The following is a 13752-nucleotide window of genomic DNA, read 5'->3' on the forward strand; positions in this document are numbered from 1 at the left end:
CTGTTTGCCTATTGCCTTACGCGCAAGGCCCTCAGGACTTCTTGTCTTCGTCCCTGACTTCGGTGAACTCGGCATCGACGACATCGTCCTGCGACGACGCACCGCCTGCGGCACCAGCGCCCATGTCCGGTCCCGCCTGCCCGGCCGAAGCGGCGGCGAACAGCGACTGCGCGGCTTCTTCCAGCGCCTTCGACTTGGCTTCGATCTGGCCCTTGTCGTCGCCCTTCATCGCGGTCTCGAGTTCGGCAATGGCGCCCTCGGCACGACCGATCGCGTCACCCGGCACCTTCTCGCCATGCTCCTTGATCGCACTGCGCGCGGCGTGGATCAGGCCATCGGCGTGGTTGCGGGCCTGCACCAGTTCGTGGAACTTCTTGTCCTCTTCGCGGTGCGCCTCGGCGTCCTGCACCATCTTCGCGATTTCGTCCTCGGACAGACCGGAACCGGCCTTGATCTCGACCTTCTGTTCCTTGCCGGTCTTCTTGTCCTTCGCGGTCACGTGCACGATGCCGTTGGCGTCGATGTCGAACGACACCTCGATCTGCGGCATGCCGCGCGGCGCGGCGTCGATGCCGGCGAGGTCGAAGCGGGCCAGCGACTTGTTGTAGCGGGCTTGCTCGCGCTCACCCTGCAGCACGTGCACGGTCACGGCGGACTGGTTGTCGTCGGCGGTAGAGAACACCTGCGAGGCCTTGGTCGGCACCGTGGTGTTCTTCTCGATGATCTTGGTGAAGACGCCACCGAGCGTCTCGATGCCCAGCGACAGCGGCGTCACGTCGAGCAGCAGCACGTCCTTGACGTCGCCAGCGAGCACGCCGCCCTGGATCGCGGCGCCCACGGCTACGGCTTCATCCGGGTTGACGTCCTTGCGCGGCTCCTTGCCGAAGAACTCGGTCACCGCCTGCTGCACGCGCGGCATGCGGGTCTGGCCGCCGACGAGGATGACCTCGGCGATCTCCGACGCACGCAGGCCGGCGTCGTTCAGCGCGACGCGACACGGCTCGATGGTTTTCTTCACCAGGTCGTCGACCAGCGATTCGAGCTTGGCGCGGGTCAGCTTGATGTTGAGGTGCTTGGGGCCGGTCGCATCCGCCGTCACGTACGGCAGGTTCACTTCGGTCTGCTGCGCGGACGAGAGCTCGATCTTCGCGCGCTCCGCGGCGTCCTTCAGGCGCTGCAGGGCGAGGTGGTCCTTGCGCAGGTCGATGCCCTGGTCCTTGTTGAATTCCTCGACGAGGTAGTCGATGACGCGCTTGTCGAAGTCCTCGCCGCCCAGGAACGTATCGCCGTTGGTGGAGAGCACTTCGACCTGCATTTCGCCGTCGACCGAAGCAATTTCGATGATGGAGATATCGAAGGTGCCGCCGCCGAGGTCGTAGACCGCGATCTTGCGGTCGCCGCCCTTCTTGTCCATGCCATAGGCCAGCGCGGCCGCGGTCGGCTCGTTGATGATGCGCTTGACGTCGAGGCCCGCGATCTTGCCGGCGTCCTTGGTCGCCTGGCGCTGGCTGTCGTTGAAGTACGCGGGCACGGTGATGACCGCTTCGGTGACCGTCTCGCCCAGGTAGGCCTCGGCGGTCTTCTTCATCTTGGCCAGCACTTCAGCCGACACCTGCTGCGGCGCCATCTTCCTACCGTCGGCGGTTTCCACCCAGGCATCGCCGTTCTCGTGCTGGGCGATCTTGTAGGGAACCAGGCCGATGTCCTTTTGCACTTCGGCGTCGGTGAACTTGCGGCCGATCAGGCGCTTCACCGCATAGAACGTGTTCTTCGGATTGGTGACGGCCTGGCGCTTGGCCGACGCGCCTACCAGGACTTCGCCGTCCTTGGTGAAAGCCACGATCGACGGCGTGGTGCGATCGCCTTCGGCGTTCTCGATGACGCGAGCCTTGCCGCCTTCCATGATCGCCACGCACGAGTTCGTCGTGCCCAGGTCGATGCCGATGATCTTTGCCATTGGTATTTCCTCTTGCGAATCTTGTTTCGTTGAAGGCGGTGCGTGACCGCTGCTGTGCGCTATCTGGGGGATGGCTTTGCGCGGTTCAAGGGTTCAGGCGCGCCGGGGCGTCAATCGTGCTTGCTGACCGTCACCAGCGCGGGGCGCAGCAGGCGGTCGTTCAGCAGCCAACCCTTCTGGTAGACCTGCACCACGGTCCCGGGCGGATGGCCGCCGCCGTCGACCATGCTCATGGCCTGGTGGTGTTCGGGATTGAAGGGCTGGCCCGCCGGATCCACGGCGACCAGGCCGTTATCCGTAGCCACCTTGAGGAGCTGCCTCAATGTCAGCTCCATGCCTTCGCGCAGGTGCTGCGCGGTATCGGCCTTCACCGACAGGCCCGCTTCGAGGCTGTCGATCACCGGAAGCAGTTCGCCGAGCAGGCGCTCGTTGGCGAACTTGCGGGCCATCTCGATATCCCGGGCCAGGCGGCGGCGCTGGTTCTCGAGATCGGCACGCTCGCGCAGCGACTCCTCTCGCAGTTGGGCTACTTCGGCGCGCAATGCCTCCAGTTCGGCGGCCTGCGGATTCGGAGTGTTCTCGGAATTGTTGACGGCGTTGTCGCCGGTGGCTTCTTGCATCGGTTCGGTCGTCATCGTGCGTAGGTCTGCCTTGCGCGAAGTGCGCACAGGTCAGCAATGGGGCCGCCGCGAACGCGATTCAAGCGCCGCCATTCCGGGGAAATGCGGTCGACGGTTTCGGAGTCCGGTCGGATGGTCCTGGACTCCAGTCGGTCGATTCCAGTCAGCTGGATCCGGAATCCAGTCAGCTGGTCAGAAATTCCCGTCAGCTAGGTGTCAGCCGGTTCCGAAGCCCAGCCGGCCGGTCCCGGATTCCAGCCCGCTGGCTCCGGAATCCAGTCGGCTAGTCCTGGAACCCACTCAGGTGGAAGCGTCCGACTGGATCGCGGCGCCCAGCGCTTCGGCTGCGGCCTGGACCACGGGAATCACGCGGTCATAAGCCATGCGGCTGGGACCGATCACGCCCAGTACGCCCAAAACCTGTCCGCCTGCCGCGTACGGGGCGGAAACCAAGGACATCCCTTCGAGCGGAGCCAGGCCCGTTTCTTCACCGATGAAGATGCGCACGCCGGGTGCACGCACCGTGCGCTCCAGCAACTGCAGGATCTCGCGCTTGCGGGCAAAGGCCTCGAACAGTTCGCGCAGGCGGTCGAGGTCGGCGAGTTCCTGCACCCCCATCAGCCGCGTCTGCCCTGCCAGCACCATGTCGTCGTTGCCGGGCGCGAGGACCTGTTCGGCCAGTTCCACTGATTGCGTGAGCAGCGTTTCCATTTCGTCGCGCGCACTGCGCAGCTCGCGCAGCAGGTTGGCGCGGATGTCGGGCAGCGTGCGACCGGCGAAATGGCTGTTGAGGTAGTTGGCGATGCGCTCGAGTTCACTGGCATCGTAGGGCCGGCGCGTCTGGATGATGCGGTTCTGCACCTCGTTGTCGGCGAACACCAGGATCGCGAGGACGCGCTGCCCGTCCAGCGGCACGAAGTCGATGCGGCGGAACGCGAACTGCTCGCGCCTGGGTACGCTCACCACGCCGACGAAGTGCGTCATCGCCGACAACAGCTCCGACGCGCTCCCGAGCAGCGCCTGTGTGCCCGATCCTGCCGGCAACTCGCTGCGAAGCCGCGCGACGTCGCCCTCTGGCAATGGCCTGACCTGCAGCAGCGAATCGACGAACAACCGGTAACCCTGCGCGGTTGGAATGCGGCCCGCCGAGGTGTGCGGCGCGCTGAGCAAACCGAGCTCCTCCAGGTCCGAAAGGATGTTACGGATCGTCGCCGCGCTCACGTCGAGTCCGGCGTGCCGGGCCAGCGTCTGCGAACCCACGGGTTCGCCGCTCTGGATGTAACGCCCAATCAGCGTGCGGAGCAGTTGCCGCGCACGGGGGTCAAGGATGGCCAGGTCGGCAGGGTGGCGGCTCATGCATGCCATATAGAGCCGGTCGCGGGGCCGCGCAAGCGTTCGCCAAGCTCCTGTTTCATTTTGTGAGACGGGAAACGGCTAAACATGGCGCCGTTTGCCCGATCTCCCGAACCGGTCACCCTTACAATCCCGCCCCATGCTCGCCCATCTCGCCATCAAGGATTTCGCCGTCGTCCGCAGCGCCGAACTCGCCTTCGGCCGCGGCCTCACCGTCATCTCCGGCGAAACCGGCGCCGGCAAGTCGCTGCTCGTGGATGCGCTTGGCCTGCTGTCCGGCCTGCGAGCGGACAGCGGCGTGGTCCGCCACGGTGCGGAACGCGCGGAGCTCACCGCGGAATTCACCCTTGAAGACACCGCACCCGCACTCGCCTGGCTGCGCGAGAACGATCTCGACGAAGCCGACGGTGGCGGCAGCGCCGGGGCCGCATGCCAGATACGCCGGGTGATCCGCGCCGATGGCGGCTCCCGTGCATGGATCAATGGGCGCCCCGTGACCGTCAGCCAGCTGACCGAACTCGCCGGGCTGCTCGTGGAGATCCATGGCCAGCACGAGCACCAGGCCCTGCTGGCACGTTCGAGCCAGCTTGCCCTGCTCGATGCCTACGGCCGCGCCGATCGCGAACTGGCGGCCGTCGCCGCCGCGGCGAAGACATGGACCGACCTGTTGCGCGAACGCGACGCCCTCCTCGCCCAGGGTGATGTCTCTGATCGCATCGGCTGGCTCGAACACCAGTTGGCCGAACTAGACCGCGAAACGCTGGATGCGGATTCGCTGGCAAAGCTGCATGCCGACCACCGGCGGCATGCTCACGCTGCAGGCCTGATCGCGGCATGCGACGGGGCATTCGCGCAACTCGGGGGCGATGAAGCGCCATCGCTCTCGCGCGCACTCCACCACGTGCGCAGCGAACTGCAACGCGTCGCCGAACACGAGCCGCGACTCACCGAAGTCGATGCGATGCTCGACAACGCCGCCATCCAGATCGACGAAGCGCTCGCCCTGCTCGACCGCGTGCGCAGCGATCTCGACGTCGATCCGGATGCATTCGCGCAACTCGAACGCCGGCTCGGGCGCATCCATGAACTTTCGCGCAAGCATCGCGTTCCGGCTGAGCAACTCGCCGCGCAGCGCGACTCGATCGCCGAAGAACTCGATCGCCTGCGCGGTGCCGACGAGCGCCTGCAGAAACTCGATGGCGACATCAGCAACGCGCAAGCTCAATGGCGCAAGGCCGCCGGCGTGCTCGGCGTGAAGCGTCGCGAAGCAGCCACCGCGCTTTCCAGGGATACGTCCGCGCTGATCGCCGAACTGGGCATGGGCGGCGGCCGTTTCGAAGTTGCACTGGAACCGATCGAAATCGAACGTCCGGATCCGCAGGGCGGCGAACGCGCTGAGTTCCTGGTCGCAGCCAACCTCGGGCAACCCGCGCGACCATTGCGCAAGGTCGCATCGGGCGGCGAACTTTCACGCATTTCGCTGGCGATCGAAGTCGCGGCCCTGGGACTGGATGCGGTGCCGACGATGGTGTTCGACGAAGTCGATTCCGGCATTGGCGGCGGTGTCGCGGAGATCGTCGGACAGAAGCTGCGCGCACTCGGTGCCTCGCGGCAGGTGCTCTGCGTAACCCATCTTCCACAGGTCGCCGCGCAGGGCCACGCGCACTATCGGGTGAGCAAGGCTGCCAGCGAAGGGGTCACCCAGAGCGCAGTGCAATCACTCGATGCGAAACAGAGGGAAGAGGAACTTGCGCGCATGCTCGGTGGCGTGGAACTCACGCGCGAGGCACGCGCGGCCGCCAAGCGATTGCTGGCGGATGTTGACTGACCGACGATCGCGGCAAAGTCCTAGTGACGCTGGGATTTTGCGGGCACAGAATTGTTGAAGCCCTGGCTTTCGGAACGTCTGCCAAATCTCTGGCACAGCACAGCGGCATCGGAAGACACCGCAACGCACAAGCTGCTGTACCCGCATATGGAAGCTTTTCAACTTCATGGAGAGAATCAATGAATCTTTTTCTGCGCCTCATCTCGTTGACTGCCATCGCTCCGATACTGTCCCTGTCGGGCTGTGCGGCAGTCGCCGGCGTCATGAACGGTGCCACTAACGAGGACGCCATAGCCGCAAAAACGGCGACCTACTTCAACACTGACCGCGCCCACATAAGCGTCACGGACATCGGCGGGTGGCTGCACGAGACCACCTACAAGGCGACTTACAAGGGCTCCACCTACAACTGCTCGATCGTCTACGGCTCCGTCGTCTGCACCAGGCCAGGCGAAGACTTTCATAACCGATAACCTTGGCAAGGGCGCGCCGACCAGATCGGCGTTGCCCGGCCACCGGTCCGTACTGCAGCGCAATATCGCCGGCCTGCTCGGTTTGCCCCTCGTGCAACGCGCGCGATCAAGCGTGCCTCGTCACAGGTAAGCAAAAGCTTGCAGGAGTCAGCCTCACGAAAACGGGAGCAGCGAAGCAAGCTCCGCTTGGTGATCGAGGAAGCGAAGCGCGGTGATCGATGACCGCTGATCAGCGCTTCCTGCGCACGTACAGCACCAGCGAGTGCTCTTCGATTTCATACCCGTGCTGCGCGGCAATCTTCCGCTGCAATTCTTCGATCTCGGCACTCTCGAATTCGGTGATCTTGCCAGTATCGATATCGACCATGTGGTCGTGGTGATGGCCCCGGTCCAGCTCATACACCGACTGCCCGGCCTCGAAGTTGTGCTTGAGCACCAGTCCCGCGGCTTCGAACTGCGTGAGCACGCGATAGACCGTCGCCAGCCCGATGTCCTCGCCGTGCTCCAGCAGATGGCGGTAGATGTCTTCGGCCGTCATGTGTCGCGGCTTGGCCTGCTCGAGCAGCGACAGGATCCGCAGGCGCGGGTGGGTCACCTTGAGCCCGGCGTTGCGAAGGTCTTCGGATTCCATGGGGTTCCTTCTGTTCCTGATCGCTGTTGCTGATCCTGTTCCGGCGGCCTTTCGCCGACTCACCGCAAGCCGCCGACACCGTCAGAATGGCCGGAACGGTGGATGAACGCGTCCACGCCCCGGCAGCTTGATGACCACTTCAGTGTATCATCGGCCCCTGTTTCTACTGCCCGCCTGTCGCGAAGAACACGATGCGCAAGCTTCTGCTGGTCCTTATCGTTGCCCTGTCCACCGCGGGCTGCGGCATCCTCTACAAGCAACCGATCTACCAGGGCAACCTGCTCGAAAAGACCAACGTCGACCAGTTGCAGGCCGGCATGAGCAAGCAACAGGTGCTGGTGCTGCTGGGCACGCCCTCGATCGAGGACCCGTTCCACCACGAACGCTGGGACTACACCGCTAGCCAGCGCGTGGGCCGCATTGGTCGCACGGATATCAAGAATTTCACCCTCTACTTCGAAGGCGACACCCTCGCCCGCTGGGAAGGCGAATACTTCCCGGAACAGGACGAGCAGCTGGCGAAAGCCGCACCGAGGCAGTTCGGCCGCAACCTCGCGAAGGACAAGGACAAGAAGAAGCGCGGCCGTTGATCCCGGCGCGTGAATGAAAAAAGCGGAGCCTGGCTCCGCTTTTTTTATGTCCATCTTTGTCCTGGCAAGTCCGGCACAGGAGCCACCGGGCTGGCACGTTTACTTCTTCGACAACCGCCGGCGGTCTTCCACGCGCTGCCTGCGCGCTTCCTTCGGATCCGCCAGCAGCGGGCGCAGCAGTTCGATCCGATCTCCGTCGCGCAATACCGCATCGGCGTCGACGCGCTGGCCGAACACCGCGTACGCTACCGTTTCGGGATCATCGCCCCATCCTGCGGCCACCACGGCTTCGCGTACGGTCGCACCTGCGGGTAATTCCCGCTCGATCTGCTCGAAGCGGCGAGGCCACGCGCGCAGCAGCTCGATCTTCACGACGCCGTGTCCATTTCTTCCGGCCGGTCGGCAATGCGCACGAAGTCGTCGACCATGCGGTCGGCCAGGCTCTGGAAGCCCACCGCCATGGCCGGCCCGAGCAGCTTGACCGCCGGCTCGAAATCGAGCGTCAAGGTGACCTTGCACGCGGACTCGTCGAGGGCATGGAATTCCCAGCGTCCGCTCAACTTGCGAAACGGTCCATCCACCAGCTTCAGGTCGATGTGGTGCGGCGCCTTGAGTGTGTTGTGGGTGGTGAACCACGTGCGCAGCGCACCGAGGCCGAGGTCCAGGCGGGCGACCATATGCTCGTCGTCCGCCTCGAGCACCTGCGCCGAATCGCACCAGTCGAAGCGGCGCGGATACGCGGCAACATCGTTGACCAGCGCAAACATGCGCGCGGCGGAATGTTCGACCAGGGCGGAGCGGCGGATCGTGGGCATCGGCGTGGGTGTGTTCCGATCGGTGCGCATCACGTCACCGGCATGGGACAATGGTGCGATGGCAAAGAATTCCAGTAACAAGACCGGCAAGGATAAAGGAAAGGCAGCTGCCGGCGGCCCGGCGGTGAAGACGATTGCGCTGAACAAGCGCTCCCGCCACGAATACCACCTCGAAGAACGCTTCGAGGCCGGACTCGCCCTGCAAGGCTGGGAGCTCAAGGCCATCCGCGCTGGCCGCGCGAACATCGTCGATGCCTACGCGATGATCCGCGAGGGCGAGATGTTCCTGTACGGTTCGCAGATCACCCCGCTCATCTCGGCATCATCGCATGTGGTTGCCGAGGACCGGCGTACACGCAAGCTCCTGCTTCACCGTCGCGAGATCGATCGCCTGATCGGCCGCGTGCAACGCGAAGGCTACACCGTCGTGTTGACCGCGCTCTACTGGAAAGGCAACAAGGTGAAGGCCGAGATCGCGCTGGCCAAGGGCAAGCAGACGCACGACAAGCGCGAAGCGAGCAAGGAACGCGACTGGGCACGCGAGAAACAGCGGGTGCTGCGCCGCCACAACAAGAACGCGTGAGCCTGCTCAGGTCATGAGCCGCTGTTCGGCCATGACTTCGCCGGCGGCGGGCAATGTGAAGTAGAACACCGCCCCTTCGTCCTCGCGACCTTCGGCGCGTATGCGCCCGCCGTGGCGTTCGACGATGCGCCGGACCGACGCCAGGCCAATGCCGTGGCCACTGAATTCCTCCTGCGAATGCAGGCGCTGGAATGGCCGGAAGAGCTTGCCGACATAAGCCTGCGAAAACCCCGCGCCGTTGTCGCGCACGTAGAACTCCGGTTCGCCATCGCTATGGTCCACCGCGCCGAATTCAATCAGTGCGTGTTCGCGCCCGCGCGTGAATTTCCAAGCGTTGCCGAGCAGGTTGCCCAGCAGGTTATGCAGCAGCGTGGCATCTCCTGTTACCTCCAGTCCCGGCATGATGTGGACCGCCACGCTGCGCCCCGGTTCGCCGGCGGCGAGGTCTTCGATGATTTCGGTCGCCATGCGGCTCAGGTCGACGGTTTCGCGGCGCAACTCGGCGCGTCCCAGCCTGGAGATCTGCAACATCGCCTCGATCAGTTCGCCCATGCGCGCAGCGGCCTTGCGCACGCGGTGCAGGTAGTCGCGTCCACCTTCGTCCAGCTGTTCGCCGTAGCGCTCCAGCAATACCCGACTGAAGCCATCGATCGAGCGCAGCGGAGCGCGGAGATCATGCGACACGCTGTAGGCGAAGGACTCAAGTTCCTGGTTGGCCTGGCTCAGCTCGCGGGTTCGCGCTGCAACGCGCGCTTCGAGCGTGCGGTTGAGGGCCTGGACGTGCGCCTGTGCACGCACGCGCTCGGTGACGTCTTCGGCCTGCACCAGTCCGGTCACGTCCTGGCCGACATTGCCGGGCACCGGCGCATAAGTAAGCTGTGCCTGGCGCGGCAGCCCGCCTTCACGACGCAGCAGGCGCGTGGCGCGGCGCACGCCATTTTCGTCGACTCTTCCATCGTCTCGTGGAAGCAGCGATTGCTCTTCGTCTTCGAAAAGCGAGTCGAACGGCTGCCCGGCCAGGGAGTCCAGGCTGCGCCCGACGATGCGTCCCAGTGCGGGATTGGCCTCGACGATGCGGCCTTCGCTATCGAGGAGCGCCTTGCCGATCGCGGAGTACTCCATGGAACTGCGGAAGCGTTGTTCGCTGCGGCGGTAGTTCTCGGTGAGCCTCATCGCAATGGCCTTCGCGCGGTCTTCCGTGCGCGCCAGCGTGAACACCATCCCATACAGAAGCAGGCTCGCGAGGAGGCCCAGCGCGAGCATGTTCTCGAAACCGCGGATGCGCGGCGCGGCGATGGCTTCCGGTGGCGAGTCGAATTCCATGCGCCATTTGCGGCCGTAAACCTCGAGGGTGGCCTGGTGGTGAAAGACCGAGTTCTCTTCCTTGCGCCTGCTTGCGAACAACAACTGTTCGCCCGCACTCACGTCATAGATGCGCAGGCCGACGTTGTCGTATTCCTTGCCCATCGCGAGCGTTACGTAACGCCCGATGTCGAAAGGCAGGTAGACCCAGCCCTGCAATGACTTTTCCCGCATCGATGCCGTGTGCGGATGGTCGCCACCGCGAAAGACCGGGATGTACAGCATCAACTCCTCAGGAACGGTTCCCGCCGACGGTCCGCTCAAGTGCGCCGCGCCGGATTCCAGCGCCGACTGCAGCGCGTCGCGGCTGCCAGGATCGTTCAGCAGGTCGAGTCCGATCGCGGCAACGTTCTCGGGCGTGCGCGGTTCCAGGTAAAGAACTGGCGCATATCGAGGCCGCAGGCCGTGCGGCCTGATATTCAGCTGTCCGTATCCGGATTCGCGCCACTCGATCTGCAGATCATCGAGGCTGCTACTGCTGACGTAACCGATGAAGCCGAGGCCACTCGTCGCGGGAAACCGCGGTTGCAGGTTCATGCTCTCTACGTAGTCAGCCCACTCCTGCGGCGTCGGGCGCGCCATCGAAGCAAACAGCGCGGTGCCGCCACGCGCCACCAGTTCGTAGTAGACCAGACGCTGGTAGAGGCGATCGACTATTTCGGCGCTACGGGTACCGAACCGCACTTCCGCCGCGCGCATTTCCCGCTCACGCGCGTAATGCCATGCGACCAGCACCAGGACCAGTGCGCCCAGCAGGACCAATAATGCCAAGAGATAACCGCCCCGCGGCTGGACGCCGGAGCGATGACCTTCCGGTGTCGGGCCGGATGCAGGCTTCTCCATGGGCCAAGCATACAAGCACGTGCTGCCTACCGGTCCAGCCAGCGATCACCTTCTGAGATTACGAAGGCGCGCCCTTGCGGCAGGGCGCGCTTCCTCTCAGTCCCTTTATCCGCAACCGGATGACGCAGCGTCAGTGCTTGCAGGGCAACGTGTGCTGGGCCTCGTTCAACGCACCGAGCACCACGCGCGAGATGGACAGCTGCAGTTTGCTGCTGGTTTGCAATTGCAGCACCGAATCGAGCTTGCTGGTGTCCGCCCCCACCGCGGCAAAGCACTTCAGTGGCACGCCGAGCGTGGTCCACTGCCCCGCCGGAAGGTTCACGAGCGCATCGCGGATCGGCAGCGCGGCACGACAACCTTCACCGCAGGTCACGCCGAGCGACACCTCGCCGGCCGGGACCTGTTCCGGGCGCAGCGTCATTACCAGCATCACGTCGCCATTGGTTTCGCGGCTGAGATCCTGCGGAGGCTGCGCGAGCAGCGACAGCGTCGCAGCCTGTTTGCCGGACCACGTGAGGCGGCGCGCGTCCTCCTGCGCCTGGTGATCGACCGCGCTGATCTGCAGGCTGCCATCGGGCAATGCGGCGGGCAGTGTCGCGATGTCCACCTTCTCGCCCGAGGCATTGCTGAGCTGGGCGCGCAGACCATCGGCCAACTCGCCGCGTCCGAAGAACGTGCCGGCTTCGACCTTCGACGCCTTCACCCCCGATTCCTCCGGCAGTGGCGTGAGATCGCCCTTGTCGGCATATGTGAGGCCGAAGCCGAACGCGAACAGCGGGTTGTAATCCTTTTGCCCGACATTGTTGGCGTACTGCGTGGCCGTGCGCGGCCAGCTGAAACTCAGCTTCCCCTTGAAGTCATTCTGCACGGCTCCATCGGGTTTGCGCAGCAGCACGTCGGCAACGCCGCCGCCTTCCGAACCCGGCAGCCACGCCGCAACGAACGCATCGGCTGCGTTGATCTCGCGATTCATCCACAACGGACGGCCGCTGAGGAACACTGCAACTACCGGGATAGCCTCGGCTTTCAACCGCCTGATGAGTTCCAGGTCTGCATCGTTGCCCGGCTTGTACAGCAGGTTGGGAATGTCGCCCTGGAACTCCGCGTACGGGTTTTCGCCGAACACGACGATGGCGACGTCTGGTTTGCTCCTGTATTTGCCGTCGACCGACAGCACCGCTTCGCCGCCGGCCGTCTTCGCTTGCTGCGCGATGCCTTCATAGATCGTGTCGGCGTTGGGGAAGTCGGCGCGCGCGGTGCCCGTGCCCTGCCAACTGAGTGTCCAGCCGCCCGCCTGCTTGCCGACATCGTTCGCGCCATCGCCCGCCACAAGGATGTGCTGCTTCGGATTCAACGGCAACAGGCCGCCCTGGTTCTTCAATAGCACCAAAGACTCGCGCACGGCCTGGCGCGCGACGGCGCGATGTTCGGGCGCGCCGAGCAGTTCGAACTTGCCGCCCAGGACGCGTTGCGAAGGCTTGCCCGCTTCGAACAGGCCGAGCCGGAACTTCACGCGCAGGATGCGGCGTACCGCATCGTCCAGGCGAGCCGGCGTGATCGTGCCTGCCTTCACCGCCGCTAGCGTGCTTTCGTAGAAGCCCTTCCAACTGTCGGGCGCCATGGCCATGTCGAGGCCGGCATTGATCGCGGCGGCGCAACTGATGTTTGTGCAGGTCTTCACCTGGCCGTGGCCATTCCAGTCGCCGACGACAAATCCGCCGAAGTTCATCCGCCCCTTCAACGCATCGGTGAGGTAAGCACGGTTCCCATGCATCTTCTCGCCGTTGACGCTGTTGTACGAAGCCATGACCGCCTGCGCACCCGCTGCGATCGCGGGCGGATAGCCCGCGGCGTGGATGCGCACGAGCTCGCCTTCGCTGACCCGCGTGTCGCCCTGGTCCTTGCCGTTGGTCGTGCCGCCGTCGCCAAGGAAGTGCTTGACCGAGACCATCACGTGGCGGGCATCGAGGAAGTCGGGCGCCCCCGGCTTTCCCTGCAGCCCTTCGACCATTGCGCCCGCGTAGCTCGCGACGACGTCGGGCGATTCCGAATAGCCTTCGTATGAACGCCCCCAGCGATCGTCCTGCGGCACCGCGACCGTCGGCGCGAAGGCCCACTCCATCCCGGTCGCACGCGTTTCGACAGCAGTGATCTCGCCGATACGGCGCAGCAGTTCCGGGTTGCGCGTCGCACCGAGGCCGATGTTATGCGGGAACAACGTCGCGCCGACGATGTTGCTCTGCCCATGCACGGCGTCGATGCCGAACATCACGGGGATCGCCTTGCCGCCCTTTGAGGTATCCATCGACGCTTCGTAGAACGCGTCCGCCAATGCCAGCCATTCCGCGGGCTTCGCGTTGTAGCGCCCGCCCGGATCGGAATTGCCCCCGGCGAGAACCGAACCGAGGCGGTAAATGCGCAGGTCTTCCGGCTTGATGGTTGAGATGTCGCCCTGCACGAGCTGGCCGACTTTTTCCTCGACCGTCATCGTCGCCATCAGATCGTTGATGCGGCGCTCCAGCGCGGGATCTTCCTTCAGCGGCCACGTCACTTGCGGCCACGGCGAAGCGTCTGCCGGCTTCGTCGCTTGCGAGGCGTCGGGTTTGTCGCCGCCCTTGCATGCACTCAACGCGAGTGTCAGCGCTACCAGTACTACGCCACCGGTGTGCGCGAAGTTGCTTCCGTTCTTCATGGTCA

Annotated in this window: 12 protein-coding genes; 4 read left to right on the top strand and 8 right to left on the bottom strand. The window is 64.6% G+C overall.

Annotation, left to right across the window (positions count from 1 at the left end; all coding sequences use genetic code 11):
* Positions 1-31: 31 nt before the first annotated feature.
* The 3 genes from dnaK to hrcA form a co-directional block, all read right to left on the bottom strand.
* The gene (gene dnaK, locus ASD14_RS07860; protein WP_056131333.1) at positions 32-1957 is read right to left on the bottom strand and encodes a molecular chaperone DnaK; all 1926 of its coding nucleotides are present in this window, start codon (positions 1955-1957) and stop codon (positions 32-34) included.
* Between the two features lie 110 nt (positions 1958-2067).
* Positions 2068-2592: a nucleotide exchange factor GrpE gene (gene grpE / locus ASD14_RS07865; protein ID WP_304438266.1), complete on the bottom strand. Its 525-nt coding sequence runs from the start codon at positions 2590-2592 to the stop codon at positions 2068-2070.
* A gap of 285 nt (positions 2593-2877) precedes the next feature.
* Positions 2878-3906 (bottom strand): heat-inducible transcriptional repressor HrcA, encoded by a 1029-nt coding sequence (gene hrcA / locus ASD14_RS07870; RefSeq protein WP_157475232.1) that lies wholly within the window; start codon positions 3904-3906, stop codon positions 2878-2880.
* 163 nt (positions 3907-4069) lie between these two features.
* Here hrcA and recN point away from each other — a divergent pair, with 163 nt between their 5' ends.
* On the top strand, positions 4070-5758 hold the full coding sequence (gene recN / locus ASD14_RS07875; protein WP_056131340.1) for a DNA repair protein RecN: 1689 nt from the start codon (positions 4070-4072) through the stop codon (positions 5756-5758).
* Between the two features lie 179 nt (positions 5759-5937).
* Positions 5938-6231, top strand: coding sequence for a hypothetical protein (locus ASD14_RS07880; RefSeq protein WP_056131344.1), 294 nt, complete (start codon positions 5938-5940; stop codon positions 6229-6231).
* Positions 6232-6460: 229 nt separating this feature from the next.
* Here the strand turns inward: ASD14_RS07880 and fur are convergent, their stop codons facing one another.
* Entirely contained in the window at positions 6461-6862 is a 402-nt protein-coding gene (gene fur / locus ASD14_RS07885) for a ferric iron uptake transcriptional regulator (RefSeq protein ID WP_056131347.1), read from the bottom strand.
* Between the two features lie 191 nt (positions 6863-7053).
* Here fur and bamE point away from each other — a divergent pair, with 191 nt between their 5' ends.
* Positions 7054-7452, top strand: coding sequence for an outer membrane protein assembly factor BamE (bamE, locus tag ASD14_RS07890; RefSeq protein WP_056131350.1), 399 nt, complete (start codon positions 7054-7056; stop codon positions 7450-7452).
* 99 nt (positions 7453-7551) lie between these two features.
* On the opposite strand, the gene ASD14_RS07895 is transcribed toward bamE, so the two are convergent.
* Together ASD14_RS07895 and ASD14_RS07900 are read right to left on the bottom strand one after the other, a co-directional pair.
* Complete coding sequence (locus tag ASD14_RS07895) at positions 7552-7824, bottom strand: RnfH family protein (RefSeq protein WP_056131353.1); 273 nt, start codon at positions 7822-7824, stop codon at positions 7552-7554.
* On the bottom strand, positions 7821-8267 hold the full coding sequence (locus tag ASD14_RS07900) for a type II toxin-antitoxin system RatA family toxin (RefSeq protein WP_056132321.1): 447 nt from the start codon (positions 8265-8267) through the stop codon (positions 7821-7823). The genes ASD14_RS07895 and ASD14_RS07900 overlap by 4 nt, the downstream gene beginning before the upstream one ends.
* A 58-nt stretch (positions 8268-8325) precedes the next feature.
* Between ASD14_RS07900 and smpB the strand changes: the two genes are divergently transcribed.
* Positions 8326-8850: an SsrA-binding protein SmpB gene (gene smpB, locus ASD14_RS07905; protein ID WP_056131356.1), complete on the top strand. Its 525-nt coding sequence runs from the start codon at positions 8326-8328 to the stop codon at positions 8848-8850.
* A 6-nt stretch (positions 8851-8856) separates the two neighbouring features.
* On the opposite strand, the gene ASD14_RS07910 is transcribed toward smpB, so the two are convergent.
* A complete protein-coding gene (locus ASD14_RS07910) occupies positions 8857-11055 on the bottom strand; it encodes a CHASE domain-containing protein (RefSeq protein ID WP_082538812.1) in 2199 nt (732 codons plus the stop codon).
* A gap of 130 nt (positions 11056-11185) precedes the next feature.
* Entirely contained in the window at positions 11186-13747 is a 2562-nt protein-coding gene (locus ASD14_RS07915) for an exo 1,3/1,4-beta-D-glucan glucohydrolase (protein ID WP_056131362.1), read from the bottom strand.
* Positions 13748-13752 lie beyond the last annotated feature (5 nt).

The organism is Lysobacter sp. Root494, assembly GCF_001427225.1.
In the GTDB taxonomy this organism is placed as follows: domain Bacteria; phylum Pseudomonadota; class Gammaproteobacteria; order Xanthomonadales; family Xanthomonadaceae; genus Agrilutibacter.

Excerpts from the sequence above, each read along its gene's own strand:
- bamE (WP_056131350.1), top strand. The coding sequence starts at position 7,054 with ATGCGCAAGCTTCTGCTGGTCCTTATCGTTGCCCTGTCCACCGCGGGC.
- ASD14_RS07915 (WP_056131362.1), bottom strand. The coding sequence starts at position 13,747 with ATGAAGAACGGAAGCAACTTCGCGCACACCGGTGGCGTAGTACTGGTA.
- grpE (WP_304438266.1), bottom strand. The coding sequence starts at position 2,592 with ATGACGACCGAACCGATGCAAGAAGCCACCGGCGACAACGCCGTCAAC.
- ASD14_RS07880 (WP_056131344.1), top strand. The coding sequence starts at position 5,938 with ATGAATCTTTTTCTGCGCCTCATCTCGTTGACTGCCATCGCTCCGATA.
- dnaK (WP_056131333.1), bottom strand. The coding sequence starts at position 1,957 with ATGGCAAAGATCATCGGCATCGACCTGGGCACGACGAACTCGTGCGTG.
- ASD14_RS07900 (WP_056132321.1), bottom strand. The coding sequence starts at position 8,267 with ATGCCCACGATCCGCCGCTCCGCCCTGGTCGAACATTCCGCCGCGCGC.
- smpB (WP_056131356.1), top strand. The coding sequence starts at position 8,326 with ATGGCAAAGAATTCCAGTAACAAGACCGGCAAGGATAAAGGAAAGGCA.
- fur (WP_056131347.1), bottom strand. The coding sequence starts at position 6,862 with ATGGAATCCGAAGACCTTCGCAACGCCGGGCTCAAGGTGACCCACCCG.
- ASD14_RS07910 (WP_082538812.1), bottom strand. The coding sequence starts at position 11,055 with ATGGAGAAGCCTGCATCCGGCCCGACACCGGAAGGTCATCGCTCCGGC.
- recN (WP_056131340.1), top strand. The coding sequence starts at position 4,070 with ATGCTCGCCCATCTCGCCATCAAGGATTTCGCCGTCGTCCGCAGCGCC.